The 22,736-nt window shown below is 67.9% G+C and carries 23 protein-coding genes and 2 pseudogenes; 10 read left to right on the top strand and 15 right to left on the bottom strand.

The genetic code is table 11. From position 1 onward, the window contains the following. Nucleotides 1-166 precede the first annotated feature (166 nt). Nucleotides 167-352, top strand: a complete 186-nt coding sequence (locus ACZ5VQ_RS00670; RefSeq protein WP_469103545.1) for a DUF3885 domain-containing protein — start codon at nt 167-169, stop codon at nt 350-352. A gap of 127 nt (nt 353-479) precedes the next feature. On the opposite strand, the pseudogene ACZ5VQ_RS00665 reads toward ACZ5VQ_RS00670, so the two are convergent. The 4 genes and pseudogenes from ACZ5VQ_RS00665 to ACZ5VQ_RS00650 all read right to left on the bottom strand — a co-directional run. Continuing rightward, nucleotides 480-716 (bottom strand): annotated as a pseudogene (locus tag ACZ5VQ_RS00665) (transposase family protein); the annotation flags it as partial. Between the two features lie 2 nt (nt 717-718). Then, a pseudogene (locus ACZ5VQ_RS00660) lies at nt 719-1,094 on the bottom strand (helix-turn-helix domain-containing protein); the annotation flags it as partial. A gap of 121 nt (nt 1,095-1,215) precedes the next feature. Next, on the bottom strand, nt 1,216-1,839 hold the full coding sequence (locus tag ACZ5VQ_RS00655; RefSeq protein WP_469103001.1) for an NADPH-dependent F420 reductase: 624 nt from the start codon (nt 1,837-1,839) through the stop codon (nt 1,216-1,218). Between the two features lie 32 nt (nt 1,840-1,871). Beyond that, nucleotides 1,872-2,606, bottom strand: coding sequence for an SDR family NAD(P)-dependent oxidoreductase (locus ACZ5VQ_RS00650; RefSeq protein ID WP_102934405.1), 735 nt, complete (start codon nt 2,604-2,606; stop codon nt 1,872-1,874). A gap of 143 nt (nt 2,607-2,749) precedes the next feature. Here ACZ5VQ_RS00650 and ACZ5VQ_RS00645 point away from each other — a divergent pair, with 143 nt between their 5' ends. From ACZ5VQ_RS00645 to ACZ5VQ_RS00630, 4 genes are all read left to right on the top strand, one after another. After that, on the top strand, nt 2,750-3,361 hold the full coding sequence (locus ACZ5VQ_RS00645) for a TetR/AcrR family transcriptional regulator (protein WP_469103000.1): 612 nt from the start codon (nt 2,750-2,752) through the stop codon (nt 3,359-3,361). Further along, on the top strand, nt 3,358-3,681 hold the full coding sequence (locus ACZ5VQ_RS00640) for a hypothetical protein (protein ID WP_469102999.1): 324 nt from the start codon (nt 3,358-3,360) through the stop codon (nt 3,679-3,681). The genes ACZ5VQ_RS00645 and ACZ5VQ_RS00640 overlap by 4 nt, the downstream gene beginning before the upstream one ends. Nucleotides 3,682-3,797: 116 nt before the next feature. Continuing rightward, entirely contained in the window at nt 3,798-3,983 is a 186-nt protein-coding gene (locus tag ACZ5VQ_RS00635) for a hypothetical protein (RefSeq protein WP_469102998.1), read from the top strand. Between the two features lie 65 nt (nt 3,984-4,048). Beyond that, nucleotides 4,049-4,762: a hypothetical protein gene (locus ACZ5VQ_RS00630; protein ID WP_469102997.1), complete on the top strand. Its 714-nt coding sequence runs from the start codon at nt 4,049-4,051 to the stop codon at nt 4,760-4,762. 568 nt (nt 4,763-5,330) lie between these two features. Here the strand turns inward: ACZ5VQ_RS00630 and ACZ5VQ_RS00625 are convergent. From ACZ5VQ_RS00625 to ACZ5VQ_RS00600, 6 genes are all read right to left on the bottom strand, one after another. Beyond that, nucleotides 5,331-5,735, bottom strand: a complete 405-nt coding sequence (locus ACZ5VQ_RS00625) for a hypothetical protein (protein WP_469102996.1) — start codon at nt 5,733-5,735, stop codon at nt 5,331-5,333. Nucleotides 5,736-6,409: 674 nt separating this feature from the next. Continuing rightward, nucleotides 6,410-6,730, bottom strand: a complete 321-nt coding sequence (locus ACZ5VQ_RS00620) for a hypothetical protein (protein ID WP_469102995.1) — start codon at nt 6,728-6,730, stop codon at nt 6,410-6,412. 364 nt (nt 6,731-7,094) lie between these two features. Next, complete coding sequence (locus ACZ5VQ_RS00615) at nt 7,095-8,126, bottom strand: LacI family DNA-binding transcriptional regulator (RefSeq protein ID WP_469102994.1); 1,032 nt, start codon at nt 8,124-8,126, stop codon at nt 7,095-7,097. A 75-nt stretch (nt 8,127-8,201) separates the two neighbouring features. Beyond that, entirely contained in the window at nt 8,202-9,038 is an 837-nt protein-coding gene (locus ACZ5VQ_RS00610; RefSeq protein ID WP_469102993.1) for an ATP-binding cassette domain-containing protein, read from the bottom strand. After that, nucleotides 9,035-10,030, bottom strand: coding sequence for an ABC transporter permease (locus ACZ5VQ_RS00605; protein ID WP_469102992.1), 996 nt, complete (start codon nt 10,028-10,030; stop codon nt 9,035-9,037). The genes ACZ5VQ_RS00610 and ACZ5VQ_RS00605 overlap by 4 nt, the downstream gene beginning before the upstream one ends. A 134-nt stretch (nt 10,031-10,164) precedes the next feature. After that, on the bottom strand, nt 10,165-11,187 hold the full coding sequence (locus ACZ5VQ_RS00600; protein ID WP_469102991.1) for a substrate-binding domain-containing protein: 1,023 nt from the start codon (nt 11,185-11,187) through the stop codon (nt 10,165-10,167). A 247-nt stretch (nt 11,188-11,434) separates the two neighbouring features. On the opposite strand from ACZ5VQ_RS00600, the gene ACZ5VQ_RS00595 reads away from it, so the two are divergent. The 3 genes from ACZ5VQ_RS00595 to ACZ5VQ_RS00585 all read left to right on the top strand — a co-directional run bounded on the left by ACZ5VQ_RS00595 (nt 11,435) and on the right by ACZ5VQ_RS00585 (nt 15,504). Continuing rightward, nucleotides 11,435-12,397, top strand: coding sequence for a carbohydrate kinase family protein (locus ACZ5VQ_RS00595; protein ID WP_469102990.1), 963 nt, complete (start codon nt 11,435-11,437; stop codon nt 12,395-12,397). A 221-nt stretch (nt 12,398-12,618) separates the two neighbouring features. Next, nucleotides 12,619-15,180: a GH32 C-terminal domain-containing protein gene (locus ACZ5VQ_RS00590; protein WP_469102989.1), complete on the top strand. Its 2,562-nt coding sequence runs from the start codon at nt 12,619-12,621 to the stop codon at nt 15,178-15,180. A gap of 30 nt (nt 15,181-15,210) precedes the next feature. Then, entirely contained in the window at nt 15,211-15,504 is a 294-nt protein-coding gene (locus ACZ5VQ_RS00585; RefSeq protein WP_469102988.1) for a putative quinol monooxygenase, read from the top strand. A gap of 277 nt (nt 15,505-15,781) precedes the next feature. On the opposite strand, the gene ACZ5VQ_RS00580 is transcribed toward ACZ5VQ_RS00585, so the two are convergent. After that, on the bottom strand, nt 15,782-16,621 hold the full coding sequence (locus ACZ5VQ_RS00580; protein ID WP_469102987.1) for a helix-turn-helix domain-containing protein: 840 nt from the start codon (nt 16,619-16,621) through the stop codon (nt 15,782-15,784). Between the two features lie 112 nt (nt 16,622-16,733). Here ACZ5VQ_RS00580 and ACZ5VQ_RS00575 point away from each other — a divergent pair, with 112 nt between their 5' ends. Both ACZ5VQ_RS00575 and ACZ5VQ_RS00570 read left to right on the top strand, forming a co-directional pair. Continuing rightward, nucleotides 16,734-17,330, top strand: a complete 597-nt coding sequence (locus ACZ5VQ_RS00575) for an NADPH-dependent FMN reductase (protein ID WP_469102986.1) — start codon at nt 16,734-16,736, stop codon at nt 17,328-17,330. Between the two features lie 293 nt (nt 17,331-17,623). Further along, nucleotides 17,624-18,130, top strand: a complete 507-nt coding sequence (locus tag ACZ5VQ_RS00570) for a hypothetical protein (RefSeq protein WP_469102985.1) — start codon at nt 17,624-17,626, stop codon at nt 18,128-18,130. A gap of 248 nt (nt 18,131-18,378) precedes the next feature. On the opposite strand, the gene ACZ5VQ_RS00565 is transcribed toward ACZ5VQ_RS00570, so the two are convergent. From ACZ5VQ_RS00565 to ACZ5VQ_RS00550, 4 genes are all read right to left on the bottom strand, one after another. After that, complete coding sequence (locus ACZ5VQ_RS00565; RefSeq protein ID WP_469102984.1) at nt 18,379-19,260, bottom strand: hypothetical protein; 882 nt, start codon at nt 19,258-19,260, stop codon at nt 18,379-18,381. A gap of 524 nt (nt 19,261-19,784) precedes the next feature. Next, nucleotides 19,785-21,065, bottom strand: coding sequence for a prolyl oligopeptidase family serine peptidase (locus ACZ5VQ_RS00560; RefSeq protein WP_469102983.1), 1,281 nt, complete (start codon nt 21,063-21,065; stop codon nt 19,785-19,787). 743 nt (nt 21,066-21,808) lie between these two features. Further along, entirely contained in the window at nt 21,809-22,057 is a 249-nt protein-coding gene (locus ACZ5VQ_RS00555; protein ID WP_469102982.1) for a hypothetical protein, read from the bottom strand. 116 nt (nt 22,058-22,173) lie between these two features. Then, complete coding sequence (locus tag ACZ5VQ_RS00550) at nt 22,174-22,452, bottom strand: hypothetical protein (RefSeq protein WP_364197388.1); 279 nt, start codon at nt 22,450-22,452, stop codon at nt 22,174-22,176. Nucleotides 22,453-22,736 lie beyond the last annotated feature (284 nt).

The raw sequence follows: 22,736 nt of genomic DNA, 5'->3' as shown, positions 1-22,736 counted from the left end.
TCGCGGTGCTGCGCCTCGTCGTCTTTGCACGGAACCGCTCGCAGACCGCGGCCACCGTCCGCACCGTCCGGCCTGTACACGTGACCGTCACCGCCGCTTTCCGAGCACGAGCTGATCGGATCCCTGCGGCGCTGCATCCGGGCTCGGAGCTCGCAGTTGCTGGAGGATCCCGACGTCGCCCCCGTCGGCGGCCCGGCGGCCACTCCGTGGCCCGTATCGGGATGTTTGGGTACGTTTTCATGGCCTGTCGGAGTCGAAGCGGTGCGCGGAGGGCGAGGGCGAGTACGTCGTCGTCCTGGAGCGTTACAACGCTGTCCTCGATGAGTTGTTCGCCGTGCGGAGGTGTATGTGATCATTCCGCTCTGGATGACCGAAGCCGATGTTCCGTCATTGCAACCCGCCACCGGGTACTGGCGGAGCCTGCTGGTGGAGGACGATCCTGACCCTGAGTTCCGCACTTGCAGCCACCTCTTCGCCGTCTGCCGGCTCTGGGTGAGAATGGCTTTGGCGATGGCGGTCATGCGGGCGGTTGGGGCTGATGTGGGATCTGCGAAAGATCTGCCAGTACTTCAGTCGCGCCATACCGCGTTCGACGGGAGCTCGGGCCTGGGCGAGGACGCGGTTCACGGTGCGCTGGGTGGGGGTGAGTTCCCGCCGGGCGGACGTCTCAGGCCAGTGGTGACGTGCAGGTCGGCACCAGTGTAGGCGCGGTCGGTGAGTTCACGCCGTGGCGGCGGTGCTTGGCGGAGCAATCGGCGCGGCTGCCGCCGACGCGGTCACACTCGGCGAGGGGGCCCGTCCAGAAGGACGAACTCGGGAGCGTGCTCGCGCAGCGTCTTCAGCAGGCCCGGGGCCCAGTTGGCAAGCAGGCCCGTGACGGTGGTGACGTAGGCGTGGGCGGTGCCGACGGATAGCCCGAAGCCGGTCGCGATCCGGGCGAGGGTGTCGTTGCGGTGCAGGTACACCAGCGCGACGAGTGCGCGCTGGTGCGGCGGGAGTTTGCAGCGCCTGTCACCTTCACGTGTGACGATGAGCATCGTGATCCACTCGACCAGGGTGTGTGGGGGGTCGAGTGCAGCAGGGTAGGGAATCAACAGGGCTGCTGTGCCGGTGGGTTGAGACTTCGAACACCTCCCTCAATAGCGGGCCCGACTATGGGAAGTGTGAAACCAAGCTTCATTGCCGAGTCCTTTCGGTGATCCGTCAACCGTTTGTTCAGACGGGAAGTTCGGTGATGCTGAGGGCGAAGTCCAAGTTCCCCACCCCGTGGTTGGCGAGACCCACCGTGACCACGCCCGCTCCTTCCAGCCAGTGCGCCATTTTCAGGCCGCCGACGTCCAGCGGGCGCAGCCCGAGGCTCTCGATGAACGCCTCGACACTTGCCTTGGCCTGCGCATTGTCGCCGGCGATGAAGACGTTGGGCCGACCCTTCTCCAGGACATGACGGAAGACGGTGTTGAACGCCTTCACCACGCTGGCGCCGGCCGGGGCCACCTTGGCGACTTCCTGTGCGATCGAGGTCTCCTCGCGGTGGGCCAGCCCGTCGAACGTGGAATTGAAGGGATTGCTGATGTCGACGATGACTTTGCCCGCGAGAGCGTCTCCGTACTGGGCGACGACCGGCACGACACCGTCGTACAGCAGGGCCAGGATGACGATGTCCCCGGCCGGAGCGGTGCCCCATTCTCCTGTCGTGGCGCCGCCGCCGAGAGCCTTGGCCAGGTCAGCGGCCTTGGACTGATCGCGGCCCATGACCTCGACGGTGTTGCCGCCCGCTATCGCCCGCGCGCCGATGGTGCGGGCCATGTTCCCGGTGCCGATGATGCTGATGTTGCTCATGAGATGTCCTGCCCTGGTTGTGGTTGTTCGGTTCAGATGGCGATGGTGCCGCCGTCGGCGACGAGTTCCATGCCGTTGACGTAGCTGGAGTCGTCGGAGGCGAGGAAGAGGGCGGCGGTGGCGATTTCGTCGGGGCGGCCCATCTGGCCGCGGGGGATTAGGGACTCGAACTGGCGCTTGGTGGCCTCGTCGAAGAGTTCTTCTTGCTTGGCGGTGGCGACCTGGCCGGGGGTCAGGACGTTGACGCGGATGCGGCGGTCCTTGAGCTCGTTGAGCCAGACGCGGGCCCAGGCCTGCTGGACGGCCTTGCTGCCGGCGTAGACGCTCCAGCCGGGGAAGGCGCCGAGGGAGGCGTTGGAGCCGGTCATGAGGATGGAGCCGCCGTCGTTGAAGAGCGGGAGGGCCTTCTGGACGGTGAACAGGGTGCCGCGGGCGTTGAGCCCGAACCAGGTGTCGAACTGGGCCTCGGTGATCTCGCCGAGCGGGGCGGGCTCGCCACCGCCGGCGCTGGCCCACAGCACGTCGAGGCTGCCCTTCTCCCGCTTGACGGTGTCGTACAGGCGGTCCAGGTCGTCCAGGTCGGCGGCGTCGCCCTGGACGCCGGTGACGTTGCGGCCGATCTGCTTCACGGCCTCGTCCAGGGCGTCCTGGCGACGGCCGGTGATGAAGACGTGCGCTCCCTCGTCGACGAACAGCTTCGCGCCGGCCAGCGCCATGCCGGTGGTGCCGCCGGTGATGACCGCGACCTTGCCGTCGAGCTTTCCCATAGTCGTTCCCTTGGGTCGATGGTGCCGTGCGCACCTGGGGCGACGGTGTTATGTATACCGCCCTGTGTGCTTAACGTACGGGGCGGTCGGCCGGGACGCAACTAAGTACACCGGTCGTTACCCAACCGGGGTACGATGGGCTCATGACGGAGTTGGAGAAGGGCCCCAAGGGCAGTCGCCGCGGCCGGGGCGCCCGCGAGCGCATCCTCGGCGCGTCCCAGCGGCTGTTCCGCGAGCAGGGCATCAACCGCACCGGCATGGACCAGCTCTGCGCGGCGGCCGAGGTGTCCAAGCGCACGGCCTACCAGCACTTCGGCGGCAAGGACGAACTCGTCGCCGAGTACCTGCGCCGGTTCGACCCCTCCGTTCTGTCCGGCGTGTTCGACCGCACCGACCTCACGCCCCGCGAACGGCTCCTCGCCGCCTTCGACATCCCCCCCACCACCCCCCTGTGCCCCTACATCGCCGCCGCCGTCGAACTCCACGACGCCCAGCACCCCGCATCGCAGTACGCACGCGACTACAAGAAAGCCGTCGCCGCGCGGCTCGCCGACACGGCCCGTGAAGCCGGCGCCGCCGACCCTGAACAGCTCGGCGAGCAGCTCGCGCTGCTCATCGACGGCGCCGCGGCTCGCACCCGGGTCCTCAACGCCGACGCCTTCCCCACCGCCGCCGCCATCGCCGCCGTCCTCATCGACAACGCCATCCCTGCCACAGCCGGCAATGACCGGCGCCGGGAGGAAGTGTCAAGTTGACTTGGCACTCCGCGGCCGGGCTGGACGCGCTGCCGGTCGCGCGGCTGCACCCGCTGGTACGCGACATCGGCCGCCCGGCACCCGGCCCGGACCTGCTGGCTTTTACGGAAGTGGCCGCCCGCCTGCTGAAGGCCGCAGCAGAAGCCGCCGGGGAGACCGGCGACCCCCGAGGACCGACGTGGTCGGCCTGGCTGTTGATGGTCACGCAAGCTGCCGTAGTGCTGAACAGCCTCAACGGCCTGCCGGACAGCTCAACGGCACGGAGCCTGTCCCTTGTGGACCTCGCCCTGCCACCGTCACCCGATCAGTGGCCACGCTGAAAAGGCTCAGTGTCCGCACAGCATGCACGCGTCCGCGCGTAGCGGCGACGTAGCCCGCCTGGGAGTACGCCTTGGACAGAGAGTGTGCGGGGTGATCTTCGCGTGGTGCCGGGCCGATGCAGGGCTTCGCCGGCTTCCTCCGCCAGGACCTCGACGCTGTCACTGTCGGAGTCACCCCGCACTGGAGTTCCGGCGTCGTAGAGGGACACGTGAACCGCGTGAAAACCCTGAAGAGGGCGATGTATGGCCGGGCCGCCTTCGAACTCCTCCGGACCCGCATCCTGACCCGGCTTGAGGGGTAGACACGAAACGCATGTCACTCGCCTGCTTACAGGCGCAGTGCACAGGCGTAATGGGGGTGGGGTCGGTGCGACGAGTGGTCAATCTGCAATCCATTGAGCAGAAGTTGTTGCTACTCGCTCTCCTGTTCGTGATTGGCGGTTCGATCGTCGCGAACCTCTTCGCGTGGGATGTGAAGTGGCAGATACCGCTGATCTACGCAGTGCTCTATGTCCTGCTATCAGTCGTTATTGAGATCCGTAATCGTCAAACTCCCACGGCTTCCACGCACTACCGCACCAGTGACGAATTCTTCCTGTCATTCACCCGTCTCGTGCGTACCGCAGAACGCCATATCTACACGAGCTACGTGCGCAACACGCCGCCGCCGAGCTTCCAATCCCCGGCTGCAGAGCAGTACTTCAGGACCGCGGCCGACTGGACTCGGCGCAACCCTGGCGCGTCATTCCACCGCATCATCGGTGTCCCTGACCAGGAACCCGGCAAGAGTGCCATGCGCCTGTGGCTACGAGAGCACTACGAAGAGATGCACGGTCTTGCCAACTATCACGCTCGCGTAGTGACCACCAACAGCGGTGTAGACGCGGTGAATATGGCGATCATTGACGACACTGCGGTCCTGTTGCTCCTGACCGCGGACGGATCCTTCATGAGCGGACACAGCCTGGAGACGGCTGAGGCCGTCAATTCCTTCAGGGACTACTACAGGTCATGGTGGGGATCAGCGGAGCCGCTGGAAAGCTACGCGCAGCGCACCGGCCTCATTGCCCCCAACCACTGAGCTTCGCGGAACTCGCATTGCGGGCAGAGTCGTTCTCAAAGATCCTCATCACCGTCTTTTCACCGACCTCGTCCGCGGCTTCCCCAAGTCCAAGCCGACCTCCCTCGCGCTCAGTGATCGCGGCCGTGCCACCAACGTCATGAGACGGCACGGTTGGCTGCGGTGGCTGCGAGTGCTGACGAAGCGCACAGTCGGAGCCATCGCTCCATCACCGGCGCCAGGCACCACTGGCCCAGCGGGTTCTCTGGGGCGTTGCGGGCATGCGGTTCGACTTCACGCAGTTCAGAAAGGGTCAGGACGGCCATGACGGGTTCAACGTGTGTGGTGCAGGGGCTCGGCGGAAGACGCACTCGGCAGGAGGCTGTCCGGGGAACGACGATCGGCGACCACAGTCTCGCGGTGGGCGGCGGCCAGCCTGGGGTGCGCCGGGCGCGGCCAGACACGGGGGCGGAGACAGCCGGCAGCACGGTGCGGGTCGCAGGTCGTCGGCGGGTGCTGGTCGACCGGCGCCCGGGTGGCGGGTGCGCGGAGCCGTCCGTCGGGCGGCTCCGCGCACGGCGCGTCGGGTTCAGTCGGTGATGTACCAGTCGTTCTTGAGGTATTCCAGGGTGTAGCTGCCGAGGTCGCTCTCGGAGAAGGTGGCGGAGGCCCTGACCGCTTCGACCGGCATCTCGATCCTTTCGGGCGTGAGCACGGCGATGCGCTGTGGGTCGACCGTCGCGGTCTTCAGGGCCTTCTTCTGCGAGGGCGAGATCATCTGGAACACGGCAGCGTACGTCGACGTGCACGGGCCGAGCCCCTGGTCCTGTGCCTTCTTCGCGGCGGGCCCAGCCACTTCGCAGACCGTGTCGATGTCCTCACGGCCCAGGGCGTGGAGGTACTGCTCGTAGCGTTGGATCGCGCCCGCCTTCGTCTTGGGCGCGGGCTGGTCGCCGGTCGGCTCGGCCGACGGCTTCTGGGTCCGAGCGGACACGGACGGCGTGTCCGACGGTTCCGCGGCAGGCTTGGACGCGGACGGCTGCGAAGGCTTTGCGTCCGTGTTCCCCTTCGCTTTGTCCGGACCGCACGCGCACGCCACCAGTGCCACACAGGCCGATACCGCCACGCTCACCATCGTCCGCGCTCTCATTCGGTCCCCTCACCACCAGCCGACAACACGTCAAGAGATCACGCAGGATCCGGGGGAACGGTTCCCGAGCCTGTCCAGGCGGGACGCCGACCGGTTCACGGAGGGCTCCGAGTCCGCGTTTGCCGCTGTGCGAGGACCCGTGCGCTGAAGGCGAGGGCATGGGCCGCGCGCACGGCGGTCTCAGCAGCAAGTCCGCCTGAGCGTGGACTGCCTACCGGTGCCGTCGGGCAAGCCTCCAACCCCCTACCGGTCTCCCCACCAAGTCCCCTACCGGCACACGGTTTGCGGCGGGTGGTGGGCCGGGGTGGATACGGTCCCGGGCCATCGTCCGTGCGATCCCGTAGTGGTCGGTGACCTGGACTGCGGCCGGGGCCGGCTCGCTCCATGTGTCGTGCTCGGCAGAGCGGAATCCCTCGCCGTGCTTGCGTGCCGCCCACCCTGCGGCGGCGTTGACGCGTCATGGTGTGGGCCCTGTGCATGAGAGGGGCCGCCGTCGTTGACGGGTGTGGCCCCCGGGTTCACAGGGTGTGGTGCAGCCAGCGTTGGATGACGGTGCTGACGTCTGCCGGCAGGGCGCTGAGCTGGTCGATGACCGCGCGGTCTTCCGGCATCGGGGGGATACCGGCGGCGGTGAGCGTCGCGTTCAAGGCAAGTCGCCGCTCATCGCGTGGGGCGAGGATGCGGCTGAGGCGTTCGGCGGGGTTGGGCGGCGGCAGGAAGTAGTCCAGGTCGTCACCGGTTTGGACGGGAGTCGGCCAGATGTTGTCACGGGGGTCCGGAGCGGCGTAGGGGTCGCTGTAGGCGCCGGAACCGAGGTTGTCGTTGCTCCAGGGGGTCATCTCTGTCTCCCAACCGGGTGTTTTGCCAACTACCGGTCCAGAGCGCCGCGAGGGCCGCTTCGGTTGCGGCTGCGGCCGTATGTCACGCTGACGGCGCCTTCGGCGGCTGATCACCTCATGTGACCAGCAGGCGGCAGGCGGCGCCACATTCTCGGGTGGACGTGTTTCCTTCTTGGGCTGCGACCGGCTCCCGCCGCTGTCGCCGCGAACGACCCGAACGACGGTGAGAGGTGGTGCGGGCGCGTGGTGCCTGCCCCGTACGCCGGGCTGTGTGACGGCCACGGCCTGCGGAGTCTTGCCGCTGCCGACGGCCGGCACCGTTGCCCGGCGGTCGGTTGGTCCACGTACGGGCACCGGCTCCAGGTCATGCCTCTTGCGGCGCCGGAGCAGGCTGTTCCCCCGAGCCCCGGACCACCAGCCGGGTGGGGACGGTGATGGTGCGGGCGCGGGAGCGGTCGCCGTCCAGGCGGGACAGGGCCGCGGTCGCTGCCGTTCTGCCGATTTCTTCGGGGTTCTGGGCGACGACGGTCAGCGCCGGTTCGAGAGCCTCGGCGAGCTCTACGTCGTCGAACGCGACGACGGCTACGTCCTTGCGCTTGCTGCGGGCGAGTTCGGTCACGATGCCCAGCGCGACGATGTTGTTGCCGGCGAACAGGGCGGTGGGGGGATCCGCCAGGCCAAGGAGCTGGGCGGTCGCCGCGGAGGCCCCGTGCTGGTCATGGGCGTTGGTGACCAGGGAACCGTCGGAGGGGAGGCCGGCTTCCTGCAGGGCCGCGCGGTAGCCGGCCAGGCGCTCGCGGCGTGTGTAGAGCTTGGTGGGAAGGTCGCCGATGAAGCCGATGCGCCGGTGGCCGTGGGCGATCAGGTGGGCGACGCCCTCGTGGGCGCCCGCACGGTTGGAGCTGACGACGTTGTCCGAGGCCAGCCCCGATCCCGGACGGTCGAGGAAGACGACGGGCAGGCCGGCGGCGCGGTCCGTTTTGAGGTGGGAGTGGTTGGCGCCGACGGACGGCACGACCATCAGGATGCTGATGCGGCGGGCGAGGAACTTGTCCGTCAGCGCGCGTTCGCGGTCGGGATCGTCTGCGGAGGAGCCCATGAGGAGGGTCAGGCCGCGATCGCGGACCGCGTCCTCGATGCTGCGGGCCACGGCTCCGAAGAAGGGGTTGCCGAGGTCCGGGATGACCAGTCCGATGGTGGTGTCGGGTCCGCCGACGCGGATGTTGCGGGCCATGAGGTTCGGCTGGAAGCCGAGTTTGGCTACGGCGGCGAGGACCTGTTCCCTGGTCCGGGCCGAGGCGGGTCCGTCCTCGTTGAGGACGCGGGAGACGGTTTTGGCGCTGACCCCCACTTCGCGGGCGACGTCGGCCAGGGTGGGGCGGCGGTTCGCTGCCATGAAGGAAACGGTCTCCTGTGCTTGTCGGTTCCGGCCGTGGCCCCGGCCGGAACCCGTGAGTGCTTCAGTCGTACGTCAGTTGGCCCGGACGCCTGCGGCCTTCGCCGCCTCGGAATCCGCTACGACAGTATCTCCGGACTCGTCGACGGTGAGCGCACCGGTCATGATGGCGACGACCTCCGCCATGGAGTAGTCGGAGGGCTTGATCACGGCAGCGCGTCGGCCGAGGCGGTGGACGTGGATCCGGTCGGCGATCTCGAAGACGTGCGGCATGTTGTGGCTGATCAGGACGACCGGCAAGCCCTTGTCCCGAACGCGGCGGATCAGGTCCAGGACCTGACCGGATTCCTTGACGCCGAGGGCGGCGGTGGGTTCGTCCATGACGACGACGCTGCGGGCCCAGGCGACGGAACGGGCGACCGCGACGGCCTGCCGTTGTCCGCCGGAGAGCGTCTCGACCGACTGCGTCAGGGAGCGCAGGCCGATCTTCAGGTCGGCCATGTGCTTGGCGGCCTCCTCACGCATCCGCTTCTTGTCCAGCATGCGGAAGACGCTGCCGAGGACGCCGGGGCGGCGCAGCTCGCGCCCGAGGAACATGTTCGAGGCGATGTCCATGGAAGCGGCCACGGCGAGGTCCTGATAGACCGTCTCAATGCCGTGGGCGCGCGCACTCTGCGGCCCGGAGAACTGGATGGGCTCGCCGCCCAGCCGTATCTCGCCCGCGTCGGGGACCAGCGCGCCGGTGAGGGCCTTGATCAGGCTGGTCTTGCCGGCCCCGTTGTCGCCGATGACCGCGAGGACCTCGCCCGGCAGCAGGTCGAAGTCGGCGCCGTCGATGGCGGTGACATGGCCGTAGCGCTTGACCAGACCGCGGGCCTGCAGCACGGGGGTGGGGGAGGAGGTGGCGGTCATCGGGCCTTCTTCCGGGAGAGCTGGTCGACGGTCACCGCGAGGATCACCAGGACTCCGGTGATCAGGGTCTGGTAGACGGAGGAGACGCCCATCAGTTGCAGGCCGTTGCGGAAGACGCCGACGATGAGGACGCCGATGAAGGTGCCCAGGACCGAGCCGCGTCCGCCGAAGAGGCTGGTACCGCCGAGGACCACGGCGGTGATGCTGTCGAGGTTGTCGGTCTGTCCGGCCTGGGGGTCGCCGACTCCGGTGCGGGAGATGAGCAGCAGGGCGGCGATGCCGTAGAGGAGACCGGCCACGGTGTAGACGCCGATCGCCAGCCGGGAGGTGCGGATGCCGTTCAGCCGCGCCGCTTCCTGGCTGTCGCCCAGCGCGTAGACGTGCCGGCCCCAACCGGTGCTGCTCAGCGCGTAGGCGAGGAGAAGGAACAGGGCGATGGTGACCAGGGAACCGTAGGTGATGTCGGTGTGGCCGAGGGGAAAGGTCTGCCCGAGGGCCGTCAGCGGGCCGGGCAGGTTGGTGACCGTCTGCTCCTCGGAGTAGATGTGGGTCAACGCGAACGCGACGTTGAGCATGCCGAGGGTGACGATGAACGGCGGCAGCGGGATCTTCTGCACCAACAGCCCGTTGAGCAGGCCGAAGCCGCCGCAGACGACCAGGCCCAGGGCGATGGCGACGAGCGGGGGCAGGGAGCCCTCGGCTGCCATTTTGGCGATCACGATGCTGCCGAACGCCATCACGGCACCGCACGACAGGTCGATGCCCGCGGTGAGGATGATCAGGGTCTGCCCGATGGCGAGGGTGCCGACGACCATGACCTGCTGCACGATCAGCGAGAAGTTGCCGCCCGTGAGGAACTGGTCGGTCGAAAGGGAGAAGAAGGCGCAGGCCAGGAGGAGGGCGACCAGCGGGCCGGTGGTCGGTGCAGTGAGCAGTCTGCGGGCCGTGGTGGGTGCTTTGATCTCGGCGTACGGCGAGGTCGTGGCTGTCATGCGGAGTCCTTGTCGGAAGACAGAAGTCGTTGCCCGCCCTGGTTGGAGGACAAGAGGACAATCGGACGGCCGTCCCCGGTCGGGGAGGAAGGGACGGCCGCCCCGCTGAGGGGAGAAGCGGAGTCCTACGCGGCTCAGCCCCAGCAGTTCTCCAGGCCGTATGCGGTGTCCTTCGAGGTGACGCCGTCCTGCGCCTTGTCGCTGATCAGCGTGACACCGGTGTCGGTGTAACCGGACGCCTTCTTGCCGTCCTTGGCGTACGTGACGACGGCCTTGACACCCTCGGAGGCCATCTTCAGCGGGTACTGCTGCGAGGTGGCGGCGATCTTGCCGTCCTTGACGGCCTGGGTGCCGGTGCAGCCGCCGTCGACGGAGACGATCAGGACGTCCTTCTCCCGGCCCTTGGCCTTGAGCGCGGTGAACGCGCCCAGTGCGGCCGGCTCGTTGATCGTGTAGACGACGTTGATGTCCGGCTCCTTCTGGAGGCAGTTCTCCATCGCCGTCTGGCCCTTGGCCTGGTCGCCTCCGGTGTCCTGGGAGCAGACGACCGACGGGTCCTTCTCCTCGATGCCGAAGCCCTTGAGGAAGCCGCTGTGCCGCTGGACGCCGACCGACACACCGGGCGCGAGGTCGAGGGTGGCTATCTTGGCGGTCTTGCCCTTCATGACGGCCTTGGCGTATTCGCCGATCAGTTCGCCGGCCTTGACGTTGTCGGTGGCGAAGAGGGCGTCGACCGCGCTCTCCGGCTCGGTCGGGGTGTCCAGGGCGATGACCAGGACACCCTTGGCGCGGGCCTTCTCGATCGCGGGCACGATGGCCTTGGAGTCGCTCGGGGTGATCAGGATGCCCTTCACACCGGCGGCGACCATGTTCTCGATGGCCGTGACCTGCCCGGCGTTGTCGCCGTCGAACTTGCCCGCTGCGGTGGACAGTTGGGCGCCGTTCTCCTTGGCGGCCTTCTCCGCGCCCTCCTTCATCTTCACGAAGAACGGGTTGGTGTCGGTCTTGGTGATCAGACCGACCTTGACGCTGCCCGATCCGGAGCTCGCGGTGCCTGATTCGGATCCGGATCCGCAGGCGGTCAGGACGAGGGCTGCGACACCCGTGCAGGCGGCGACTCTGAGCAAGGAGGAGGGCAGACGAGAGATGCGTGACATGAACGACTCCTGCGGGATTGCGGGCGATCGGCCGGCATCAGGGCATGCCGTCCCTCGGTGTCATCGTTGACTTATGTCATCGTTGACACTGCTTGGCGAGGATGATGGACTCCGGTCCCCGGCAACGTCAATGCCTTGTACCCGTCACAAATCGGCAACGCCCGCGGCCATCGCCTGCCCGAAGCCTTTCGGCGGCTGCCCGGGACGTGCCCGTTTCTGCCCGCGCCTTCCGAGAGAAGAGCAGCCCATGAGCCCGCGCCAGATCACCGTCCTGGGGGAGTGCGTCGCGGACGCCTTCGCCGAACCGGCAAACGCCTCGAACGAGCTCGCCCTGCGGGTGCTGCCCGGCGGCGGACCTGCGAATACGGCGGTGGCCCTGGCCCGGCTGGACACGCCGGCCCGCTTCCTCGCACGCCTGTCCGGCGACGTGTTCGGCCGCCTGTTCCGGGCCCACCTGGAGGCGTCCGGCGTCGACCTGACGTACGCCGTCGCCGCCGCGGAGCCCAGCACGCTGGCCGTGGCGGAGCTGGACGCCACCGGGCAGGCCGCGTTCTCGTTCCACGCGCAGAACACGGCCGACTGGCAGTGGACTTCAGGGGAACTGGCAAGGGTGGATCTGTCCGAAACAGCCTGTGTGCACACCGGGTCGCTGGCGCTGGTCCGTGAGCCCGGCGGAGCGGTGGTGGAGCACTTCCTGGCGGCGGCCGCCCCCCGAGCGACCATCAGCATCGATCCCAACGTCCGGCCGCTGCTCGTACACCCCGAGGTCTACCGCGCCCGGCTGGCGCACTGGTGCGCCCTCGCCGACGTGCTCCGGCTGAGCGAGGACGACCTGGAATTCCTGCTGCCGGGCACGCCGCCCGAGCAGGCCTGCGACATCTGGCACGCGGCCGGGGCACGGCTCGTCGTGATCACGCGCGGTGCCCACGGAGCCCTGGCCTCGCTCGACGGCGAACGGATCCAGGTGCCCGCCGTGCCGACGAGGGTCGCCGACACGGTCGGGGCGGGGGATTCCTTCACCGCCGGGCTGCTGCACCATCTCGGCGCCCGCGGTCTCCTCGGCGGCCGACTGACGGAACTCGGACTCGACGACGTCGCGGAAGCCTGCTTGTTCGCCACCCGGGTCGCTGCCCTGACCTGCGCGGTTGCCGGTCCCAATCCGCCGTGGCAGAGCCAGTTGGCGCCGCTCGCCGCAGCTGACGGCGTATGACGGGCAGGCGAGCCGCCCAAGCGTCCATTGCAATCGGCCTGTTGACGCATCGGCCGGATCGGCCCCATCATCGGGCCATTCGATGTCATCGATGACACAAGTCAACGATGACAACTCTTTCCCGGCGCCGTGGACGACGGTGTCGGGAAGGCGTCACTTTTCGGTCGGTCCGCGCGGGCAGCATGCTCCGCTGCGTGGACGGCCGCGGCACAGGAGATCCCATGAGCTCTGGACGTGTGTTCCGGCATGCCCGCGTGCGGATGATCGTGGCGGTGGCGGCCGTCTGCGCCCTGTCCGCAGCCCCACTGGCCCCCCAGGCCGTAGCTGCCGACACCCCGCCGTACTCCGAGACCTACCGGCCCCAGTTCCACTTCACGCCGGAGAAGAACTGGATGAACGACCCCAACGGCCTCGTGTACTACAAGGGCGAGTACCACCTGTTCTACCAGTACAACCCGAGCGGCAACTCCTGGGGCGACATGTCCTGGGGGCACGCGGTGAGCAAGGACCTCGTGCACTGGAAGGAACTGCCGCTGGCCCTGTCGCACGACGACGAGGAGATGGTGTTCTCCGGCAGCGCGGTCGTCGACCGGGACAACACCACCGGGTTCGGCACCGACAAGAACCCGCCCATGGTGGCGATCTACACCAGCCTCAACAAGGGTACGGGCAGTCAGGCGCAGTCGCTCGCCTACAGCACCGACCGTGGCCGTACCTGGACCAAGTACCAGGGCAATCCCGTCCTCGACATCGGCTCCAAGGAGTTCCGCGACCCCAAGGTCCAGTGGTACGCGCCGACCAAGAGCTGGCTGATGACGGTGTCGCTGTCCACCGAGCACAAGGTGCAGTTCTACTCGTCGAAGAATCTCAAGGACTGGAGCCTGCTCAGCGAGTTCGGGCCGGCCGGTGCGACGGGCGGGGTGTGGGAGTGCCCCGACCTGTTCCCCCTCGCGGTCGACGGGGACAAGAAGAAGATCAAGTGGGTCCTGGTCGTCAACATCAACCCCGGTGGTATCGCCGGTGGTTCCGCCGCCCAGTACTTCATCGGCGACTTCGACGGCAAGAAGTTCACCGCCGAGGACAAGGGCACCTACACCCCGCCGCCCGGCACGGTGGTTCAGGACTTCGAGGGCGCCGACTTCGGTACGTGGACGACCACCGGCACCGCGTTCGGCGACGGACCGGCGGCCGGGGCACTGAACGGGCAGGGAACCGTCGACGGCTTCGACGGCAAGGGTCTTGCCAACAGCTTCCACGCAGGTGACGGAAGCACAGGCACCCTCACCTCATCCGAATTCACCGTCGACAGTCCCTACTTGAACTTCAAGGTCGGGGGCGGACGGCACCCGCACGAGTCCGGAACCGTCATGGAGCAGGGACCGCCGCCCGCAGGTGCGGTCCTGGCCGACTTCGAAGGCGGCAGCTACGGCGACTGGACGCCGACCGGAGACGCCTTCGGCACGGCACCGGCCACCGGAACCCTCCCCAACCAGCAAGAAGTCTCCGGATTTCTGGGCGACGGCCTGGTCAACACCTACCTGAACGGCGACTCCACCACCGGCACGCTCACCTCACCCGAATTCACCATCGACAAGGACCACATCAACTTCCTCATCGGCGGCGGCAGTCACCCTGCCGGCTCCGCCGACCCCACTGCCGTCGAGCTCTTCGTCGACGGCCAAGTGGTGCGCAGCGCCACCGGAAAGGACGCCGAGGCGCTCAACTGGGCGTCCTGGGACGTCGGCGACCTCGCAGGCAGCAAGGCGCAGATCAGGATCGTCGACGACAACCCCGGCGGCTGGGGCCACCTCAACGTCGACCACATCATGCTGTCCGACACCAAGGCCCAGCCCGTCTCCCAGGAGACGTCCGCCAACCTGATCGTCGACGGCCAGGTCGTCCGCAGCGCCACCGGCTCCAACAGCGACACCCTCGACTGGGCCTCCTTCGACCTGCGTCCCTACGCCGGCAAGAAGGCACGTATCCAGATCGTCGACATGAACACCGCGGGCTGGGGCCACATTCTGGCCGACCGGTTCACCGTTGCGGACAAGCCCGCCGAATCCGTCGTACAGCGCGCCGACTGGGCCGACTACGGCAAGGACTACTACGCGGCGGTGTCATGGGAGAACGCACCGGGCGGCAAGCGGTACATGGTCGGCTGGATGAACAACTGGGACTACAGCGGCGCCGTCCCCACCTCGCCCTGGCGCGGCGCGCAAAGCGCTCCCAGGGAGATGGCCCTGCGCACGGTCGACGGCCGGATCCGTCTCACCAGCAAGCCGGTCGACAGCCTGGAGTCCCTCCGGCGGAACCGTCCGGCGACGGCGACCGGCGTCACCGTCAAGAGCACCACAAAGCCCCTTATCGGCCCTGCGGCCAAGGGCAAGGCACTCGACATCGAGGCCACGTTCTCCCTCAAGGACGCCGAACGCTTCGGCCTCAAGGTGCGCACGGGCACAGGCGGCGAGGAGACCGTCATCGGATACGACACCACGACCCAGGAGCTGTACGTCGACCGCACCCGCTCCGGCGCCGTGGACTTCAACAGCACCTTCCCCGGCGTCCAGCGGGCTCCGCTGCAGGCCAAGAACGGCAAGGTGAAGCTGCGGGTCCTCGTCGACTGGTCGTCCGTCGAGGCCTTCGGCGGCAGCGGCGAAGCGGTGATCACCGACCAGATCTTCCCCGACCCCGCCAGCCAAGGAGTCCAGGTCTTCGCCGTGAACGGCTCGGTGAAGCTCGACCAGGCCCGCGTCTGGCACCTCGACTCCTACCGAGACTGATCCCGCCCCCGACCACAAGGACGCCACACCGTGAACAAGACCCTGCTCGCCGAGTTCACCGCCCGAGAAGGCGCGGAGGACGAGGTCAACCGCCTGATCCTGGACTACGCTCGGAAGGTGCGCGAGGAAGAGGGCAACCTCGCCTTCGACGTCTACACCAAGACGTCGAGCCCGCGTGCCTACTGGATCTTCGAGGTGTACCGGGACGAGGACGCCTTCCAGGCACACCTGAAGGCCCCCTACGGCGGCCCGCTCAACGCGGCCCTCGTCCCGCTGATCGAGGAGGACGCCTCGGTACTGACCTTCCTCGATCCCGTGACGTGAGGAGTTCCATCCGCCCCACTCCCACTCCGATCCGTATTTCCCGTCCATGTGGACCCTGCTGCAGGCCGCGATCCGAAACCCACTGGTGCGCACCCTCTATTCCGGACTGTCGACGACCATGCTGACCTTCTCCCTGTCCCACGGGGAGTCGCCGGTCTCGCCGTCTCCATCACCAAAGACGGAGGTCCCTGGAGATTGCCTCTATTTCCCGGGCGGCGGGCAGCTGTGAGTCGCCGCGTGCGTCTGCCGGCCTGTCGAGCACCTCGCCTGGCACCCGTCAGGAGATGGCGCGCAGGGTGCTGTGCCCGCTCCTGCGGCGGAGTTGTTCGACGGCTTTGGCGGTCTCGTCGTCCGAGGGGAGGAGGACGGTCAACTGCTGTGCGTCAGCGGGGAGTTCGAGTGTTTCCCGCAGCAGCCGGAGCTCGTATCCGGCTGGATGGCCGAGTCGGAGGACTCCGCGTTGTGGAACGACGTGCCGGTTCAGGCGCCGGGTCAGGTCGGGGCCGGCAAGGGGTGCGAGTTCCGTGGTGAACCACTCGGAGTTTTCGGCGGACGGAGCGAGCCACAGGTCGAATGCCTGCTCGTCGGCGACGTCGTCCCAGTCGGTGAAGAAGGTGCGGGCGCGGGGGTCGGTGAAGACGTAGCGGGTGAGGTTCGGGGCTTCGGTGTCGAGCAGTCCGCTGCCGTTCGTCACCGACCGGTACGCGGAGGTGTGGGCGAGGATGTCACCCAGCCGGTTGGTCACCATAGCGATGCCTGGTTCGAGGAGGCGCAGTGTCTGCTGAACGGCGTCTCGCACCTGCCGGGGCGGGGGTGCGGGTCGGGTGTGGGCGGTGCATTCTCCGCCTGTGATCTTCGTGAGGTAGCGCAGGTGGGTGCGTTCGGTGGGGGAGAGGCTGAGGGCGTCGGCGAGGGCGTTCACCACCGCCACCGAGGGATTGCGGTCACGGCCCTGCTCGATGCGGGTCAGGTATTCGACGCTGATGCCGGCGCGCGCCGCTAGATCCGTGCGGCGTAGCCCCGGTGAGCGGCGGCGGCCTCGGTCCGGGAGGCCGAGTGTCTCCGGCTGGACACTGTCGCGCTTGCTCCGGATGAAGTCTCCCAACGGCGTACCCATGTCTTGAGGATAGGGCGGGCCGGACTGGTCGTGGCGGGCTCAGGGTGGCCCTGCGGGGGCCAGCCTGAGCCCGGCCTGGCTGTGGCCGAGGGCCGCCCCGATGGTGGTGGGCATGGAGAACAACACACACAAGCTGGTGGTCATCGTCGCGAGCGTCCGTGAAGGGCGGTTCGGTCCGGTGGTGGCGTCCTGGTTCGCTGAACAGGCCGACTCGCACGGCGGTTTCGACGTCGATGTCCTCGATCTGGCCGACGTCGAGATCCCGCTGTCCCTGCCCGCGGCGTCGCCGAAGTACGCCGGCGACGACTACCCTCGCCCGGCCGGGATGCGGCACCTGACCACCGCACTGGAGAGCGCGGACGCGTTCGTCGTGGTCACACCCGAGTACAACCACAGCTACCCCGCCTCCTTGAAAGCGGCCATCGACTGGCACTTCACCCAGTGGACGGCCAAGCCTGTCGCCTTCGTCAGTTACGGGGGCGCGGCGGGCGGCCGCCACGCTGTCCTGCACCTGGAGAACGTGCTGACCGAACTGCATGCGGTGACGATCCGCGACGGTCTCGTCTTCCCCAACTACTTCACGGCATGGCAGGACGGCCGTCCGCTCGATCCCGGGACCCCCGGGTACGCCAAGACGCTGCTCGACCAGCTGGCCTGGTGGGCGGGCGCGCTCAAGTCGGCACGCGAGGCCACCCCTTACCCGGCCTGAGCGCGGCGACGATGCAGCACTCCGACGTGGGGCGCCACCTCCTGGGCCTTGGGCGGGCCGGCGCGTGCGTGCAGACGAGCTCGTCGGCGACCCGCTGGGAGACGTCGACGGGGGAGAGGGCCTGCAGACCGCAGACAGCCCCCGTGTGGGGCATGTCCCACCAGATGCCGGTGATGATGACGTGGGCTCGGGGACTCGCCTCCCGATCGCCAACTGACTGAGCGGCAGCGCACGAATCACGAGGAGCACGCGCCGCCGTCTGCGGCAGGCCGTCGCGGCATTCCACCGCCTGGGTGCCGGTGTGGTTCGAACCCGAGCGGGTCTCGGCCTCTGATGCCGCCGGGAAGTATGAGCGGCTGTGTGCCAGCGACCTCGCAGGGGCAGGAGTTGTCGCGAGCGAGGCCGTGTCTGCGTTCCATCAGGCGCTGATCATGGATTGCCCGGAGCTCTCGTCTGCCGGGGACGACTGTCAGCAGGTGGCGGTGTCGCCGTGGAGGGCAGGCCTCGACGTCTCTGCTGCTCATGTGCTCATGCCCATGTCGTGGAGTCGGTCCAGTGAGACGGCACCCGAGGTGGCGGCCCTCACCGGCCGCCATGGACTGGTCTGTTTCGACCCGCAGGAGGAGGTGCTTCACCTTCCGCCCGCGCTGCGCGGGACCGATGGACTGAGTCTTCAGCCGTGCGTCGGGCTGAAGGTCGAGGACCCGGACCTTGATGTGATCGAACGTGGAACGATCTTCGCTGACTTCGCTTCGGGTGAGGCCGCGTGGGGCGTGGACGCGCGATGGGACAAGGTGTGATGTAACCCGGTGTGGGCCCGCTACGTCCGAAGCCAACTGCCTGGATGCGGTCTGTGAGAGCGCGCCTTGACATGGCTCACCAAGCCGCTTTGGCGATCACTTTGTTGACTGGGACCGCGGGGACACGGCGAGAGTCAGTCCCAGAGAACCCTGTGCTCAGGTTGTCGGATCCGTCGGGAAGAACGCCTACTGACCGTGGGTCTCGGATCCCTTGAGGTAGGTCAGCCGCCCTCGGTCGCGTTCGGCCGTCAAGTCGAGGTGGTCACGGGATGGCGGGTCCACACAGGCGAGCCGTCGATCCACGGCACGAGCACGGTGACGGAATTGAGCAGGCCGTGGACGTCTGCAACTCCCGACGGGGGGAGGCGCCGTGCCTGGCTCTTCTTCGCGAGCCGCAGAAGCATCGGCGGAGCTTCGTCCGGATCGTCGTCGGCACGGTACAGCACCAAGTAGGCGTCACCCGCGTCCGGTTCGCGCAGCAGCAGCCAGCACATCGGGTGTAAATCCTTGCTGGTGGCCAGGCGGGCGAGACGGCGGACGAGCCGCACATCGAACACGAGCACCGCCAGGCCGCCGGCCGAGGCCACTAGGAAGAACCAACCGCGGCCGGCCTCTCCGAAGATGTGCAGCACACCGCCGAACCCGACAAGCGCCCCGACGACGGTCCCGGCCGCGATGTAGGGAAGATCGAAAGCGGTGAGCAGTTCGCGGTTGCGCCACCAGACCAATCGCCCCCGACTGTCGGTCACGGGCGCGGGCGGCTGAGGCTGCAGGGGTGCAGCCGTGGAGCGCACGGCCGCTGCGAGGAGGGCGTCACGGGTGAGCTCCGCGGCGGTCAGGGGCGCCTGCCGGGAACGTCGGGCGGCGGTCCTGCGGCGACGCTCCCTCCTCGACTCCGGATCCAGCCTGCGCACCACACCGGCCAATGCCGTGACACCCATCAGCAGACCGCCGAGGAAGGTCATGACCCAGGCGAAGTCACCGGCCTCCGTGCCGTCCTGAAACCCCTCGAAGTAGCCCACCGCCGCACCCGGGGCCGCAATGAGGAGGCCCACGACACCGACGCGCAGCAACCACTTCTCGGGAGCGATGCCCGGGCCCACGGGTGGCACGTCCCGGCGATCGGCCATGTCTCTCCTGATCTCATGCGTTGTGCATCAGACATCAGACACGTGAGCCCACCGGACGGTTGTACAGCCTCTCGTGCGTTCCCGGCCCGGGTCGGCACGTGGTGGCATGTCTGTGGATGCCAGAAGGGCACAGAGGTCTGTGGACACGGTTTGATCTTCCCTGGAAGGCGGCCAGGCGCGTTCGGCGTGCGCCGTGCTCTCGTTCCCCGACCGGAAAGCTCAACTGTTGCTCTGAAGTGGCAGGGGACAGGGTTGCGCGATCTTCTGCCCGGCGACACAACGGCCAAATCAGCAGACCGGTCACGCCCATCCAGGGCACCTCAACAAGATCGCGCGACGAGCTCGTGACGACGACACCGGCTCGAACCTGGTGGATCTGAGCCGGAAGCGGCGCGCACTCACCGCCGTTGGCGGTGGGGAACTTCTTGGCCGGTATTTCGAATGTCCGGCAACGCGACTCCATCAGAACCGGGGCGTACCAGTTGCCGCTGAAGATCGCGTTGCAGGCGAACGTGGGTTTTCCGTCAGTGCCGATGCTGGGCGGCCATCCACTGCCAGATATGAGTTCCGTTGATGCTGGGGTCGTTGCGGGCGACGTAGATCCATGACCAGTGGCCGGCGAACTGGTGGCCGTTCCAGATGACGTGGTCGTAGAGCGTCATCAGCGAGTCGGGGATGAGGTCGTGCGCGTGGGCGGTGTTGGCCTGCGGGTCCACGGTGGTGTCGTCGCGGGAGGTGACGAGCCAGCTGGGGGTGCTGATCTTTGCCAGCTCGCTGTCGGGGATCAGCGGTGCACCGCCGGGCGGGAAGGACGTGACAACGCCGCAGATCGGCACGGAAGCGGCGAACAGGTTCGGGTAGACGGTGGTCATCTTCATGCTCATGTAGCCGCCGTTGCTGCAGCCGGCGACGTAGATCCGGTCGTGGTCGATGCGGTTCCCGCGCGTGACGTCGCCGATGATCTCGTGGATGAGGGGGGCGAAGCGGGGGCCGTCCTGCATCCAGGCGGAGGTGCTTTGCGGGGCGAGGACGTAGGCGCCGTTGAAGATGCGCTGTGCCTGGGGGGTGGCGAAGCCCAGTGCGCCGCGGTTGGCTCGTAGCGTGGTCTCGTTGTCGTAGTAGTTGTCGGGTAGTGAGGCGCCCTCACCCCCGCCGTGCAGCCAGACGATCAGCGGGTGCTTGCCTCGTCGGGAGGCGTGGGAGCCGGTGGGTGAGTACAGCCGGTACTTCATTCCCGAGCCGGAGACGTGGGAGCTGAACGCGTCGACCTCGGGGTCCGACAGCCGACGGTCCTGCACGAAGTTTTTGATGGTGATCGGTCGGTGATCGCGTAAGGCGATCGGGGCGCGCTGAGTGATGGTGTAGGCGAGGTCGAGCATGACGTTGCGGGCCTTGCCCCGGATGTAGCCGAGGGTGCTGCCGCCGGTCTGACCCTCGGCATGGCTCAGGTCGAGGACGATGTTGCCGCGGTGGTCGAGCCGGACGGCGGTCACCGTGCGGTCGAGGTCGTACTCGCTGGAGATGGTGTCGTCGTCGGCGATGGGGATCGGGCTGGTGGCTTTGGCGTGCACGGTGAAGGTGGCGGTGGTCAGGCCGGCCGGGTCGATCGGGCCGAGCCGGGCGGTGTTGAGGGTGATCGAGGTGACCTGTTCGCCGCCGTCGAGCACCTGGGCGTTCAGAGTGAATCTCACGCTGGTGGTCGCACGGCCGTCGTCGGCATGCGCGGTGACGCCGGGCAAGGAGAGGCCCAGGGCGGCGCCTGTGCCGGCGGCCAGAATGGTGCGACGGCTGGTCTGTGTTGCCATGCGGACTCCCTAGGTGGTGGAGAGGCTTCATCAAGGCCCCTGTGCCGAACCCGGCGGTGAGCGCCGCCAGTTGACACCGGCCCGTCATGCACAGGATCAGGATGGGAAGTGTCATGAGCAAGACATAGGTGAGCGCCGTCGGCACGTTCCCGGCGTCGATGCGTAGCGGACAGGCACTGCTTCGGCTTTTCTCCAGGCGGTCATGGCTGCCCTCAGGTCATCCGGCCCAGCAGTCGTCGAACGCGCTCGACGACCGGTCTGTCGACCACCGCTCCGCCCGCGGCAGTGACGGATTCACCCGCGTCGATGATCCGACGGGTCCATGCCGGCCTTTCATCGGTCCAGGCGAACCCATGCCGAACCACCGGGCCTGCCCAGCCTCGCCTTCGCCGCCTCACCGGCCGCACGGCCGCTCTGAAGTCGAAGGTCAGGTGCTATATGGGGCAGGTCGCCAACGGTGCCTACTACACCATGGCGGTTCTAAACCCTGGGACGGTTCGTCGGTCGTGCATGCGCACGGTGGCCCCGACTTCTCCTACGACGTCTCTACTCCCACCGAGGAATCCTGGAACGTTGGGCCGTCATGGTCGACGAGGGATACGCCTGGGCCGGCTCCTCCTACCGACGCGGCGGCTACGGCGTCGGGACGGCAGGCCGATACCGACAGGCCGATACCGACAACGCGCGCCGACCCCGGCAGTGCGTCGTCCAGGCGGAGCCCTCAACGTGCTCCACGCTGGCGGCTAGCGTTTCCGGTTTCCCTGCCGAGTGGTGATCCTATTGCTGATGAAGATGACGATACCGAGGGCGCTGAGGCCCACCCCGGCGTAGCCGACGAGTTCTCCACGGGCTTCGTTCTTCTTCTCCTCGTCGTAGCTGAGGGATTCGCCGCCTACGCTCGAGCACCACTGACCGGGTCTCATCGGGCTGCCCTCGCACTCGACGGCGTCGCCGTTCACGAGGGCCTCGGCGTTGATGAAGAACATGGTCATGCCGACGATGAACAATGCCCAGCCCAGGATCCTGAGCCATGACCGCCCTGATCTGCGCATTCAAGAGATCTTTTCCACCCTCGTTCGGGACCCTGCCCCAAGGGCCGAGCCGTACGTCAGCCAGCGGGTTCGATACGAAGGACGGCGCCGGCGTCGCGGATCTCGACGACCTTCAGGCTCATGGCGTCGTTGATCGTCGCGGCGGGTCCCTCGCCGCAGCTGAGCCCGACGCCGCCGCTGCCGTTCGAGGACACACCGCCGCCACCGGAACAGCCCGAAACGCTGTAGCCCGACCCCGTCAGCGGCGCAACCATCTCGACCTCACCGCCGGTGATCGCCGTCACCTCGATCGGCCCGAGGCCGTACTTTTCCGGCACCGTCACGACGTCCCCCACGGCGACCTCGATCTCACACGTCCCGTCAGCGCACGGTCCGGCCGGCGAGGGCGACAGCGTGGCCGACTCTGTGGGAGTCGGCCTGGGAACCGACGCCGGTGCCCCGGAGTCGGACCCACTGGGCCGCCCCTCGGCGGGGGACCCGTCCGAAGAATCCGAGGAACACGACATGAGAGCAGCGAACGCGGCAGCGACAACAACGGCGACGACGGTGGACGATGTTCTACGCATCATGGCCGCCACTGAACCGCGCCACGACCGGGACCCCTCCCCACCGTCCGGGC

The sequence above is a fragment of the Streptomyces sp. NPDC033178 genome, assembly GCF_055577685.1.
This window is presented reverse-complemented; position numbering and strand designations above follow the sequence as displayed.

Bases quoted from the DNA above. Each gene is read 5' to 3' on its own strand.
- ACZ5VQ_RS00655 (WP_469103001.1), bottom strand. From the start codon at position 1,839: ATGAGCAACATCAGCATCATCGGCACCGGGAACATGGCCCGCACCATC.
- ACZ5VQ_RS00650 (WP_102934405.1), bottom strand. From the start codon at position 2,606: ATGGGAAAGCTCGACGGCAAGGTCGCGGTCATCACCGGCGGCACCACC.
- ACZ5VQ_RS00645 (WP_469103000.1), top strand. From the start codon at position 2,750: ATGACGGAGTTGGAGAAGGGCCCCAAGGGCAGTCGCCGCGGCCGGGGC.
- ACZ5VQ_RS00635 (WP_469102998.1), top strand. From the start codon at position 3,798: ATGCAGGGCTTCGCCGGCTTCCTCCGCCAGGACCTCGACGCTGTCACT.
- ACZ5VQ_RS00620 (WP_469102995.1), bottom strand. From the start codon at position 6,730: ATGACCCCCTGGAGCAACGACAACCTCGGTTCCGGCGCCTACAGCGAC.
- ACZ5VQ_RS00615 (WP_469102994.1), bottom strand. From the start codon at position 8,126: ATGGCAGCGAACCGCCGCCCCACCCTGGCCGACGTCGCCCGCGAAGTG.
- ACZ5VQ_RS00610 (WP_469102993.1), bottom strand. From the start codon at position 9,038: ATGACCGCCACCTCCTCCCCCACCCCCGTGCTGCAGGCCCGCGGTCTG.
- ACZ5VQ_RS00605 (WP_469102992.1), bottom strand. From the start codon at position 10,030: ATGACAGCCACGACCTCGCCGTACGCCGAGATCAAAGCACCCACCACG.
- ACZ5VQ_RS00600 (WP_469102991.1), bottom strand. From the start codon at position 11,187: ATGTCACGCATCTCTCGTCTGCCCTCCTCCTTGCTCAGAGTCGCCGCC.
- ACZ5VQ_RS00595 (WP_469102990.1), top strand. From the start codon at position 11,435: ATGAGCCCGCGCCAGATCACCGTCCTGGGGGAGTGCGTCGCGGACGCC.
- ACZ5VQ_RS00590 (WP_469102989.1), top strand. From the start codon at position 12,619: ATGAGCTCTGGACGTGTGTTCCGGCATGCCCGCGTGCGGATGATCGTG.
- ACZ5VQ_RS00580 (WP_469102987.1), bottom strand. From the start codon at position 16,621: ATGGGTACGCCGTTGGGAGACTTCATCCGGAGCAAGCGCGACAGTGTC.
- ACZ5VQ_RS00575 (WP_469102986.1), top strand. From the start codon at position 16,734: ATGGAGAACAACACACACAAGCTGGTGGTCATCGTCGCGAGCGTCCGT.
- ACZ5VQ_RS00565 (WP_469102984.1), bottom strand. From the start codon at position 19,260: ATGGCCGATCGCCGGGACGTGCCACCCGTGGGCCCGGGCATCGCTCCC.
- ACZ5VQ_RS00560 (WP_469102983.1), bottom strand. From the start codon at position 21,065: ATGGCAACACAGACCAGCCGTCGCACCATTCTGGCCGCCGGCACAGGC.
- ACZ5VQ_RS00555 (WP_469102982.1), bottom strand. From the start codon at position 22,057: ATGACCATGTTCTTCATCAACGCCGAGGCCCTCGTGAACGGCGACGCC.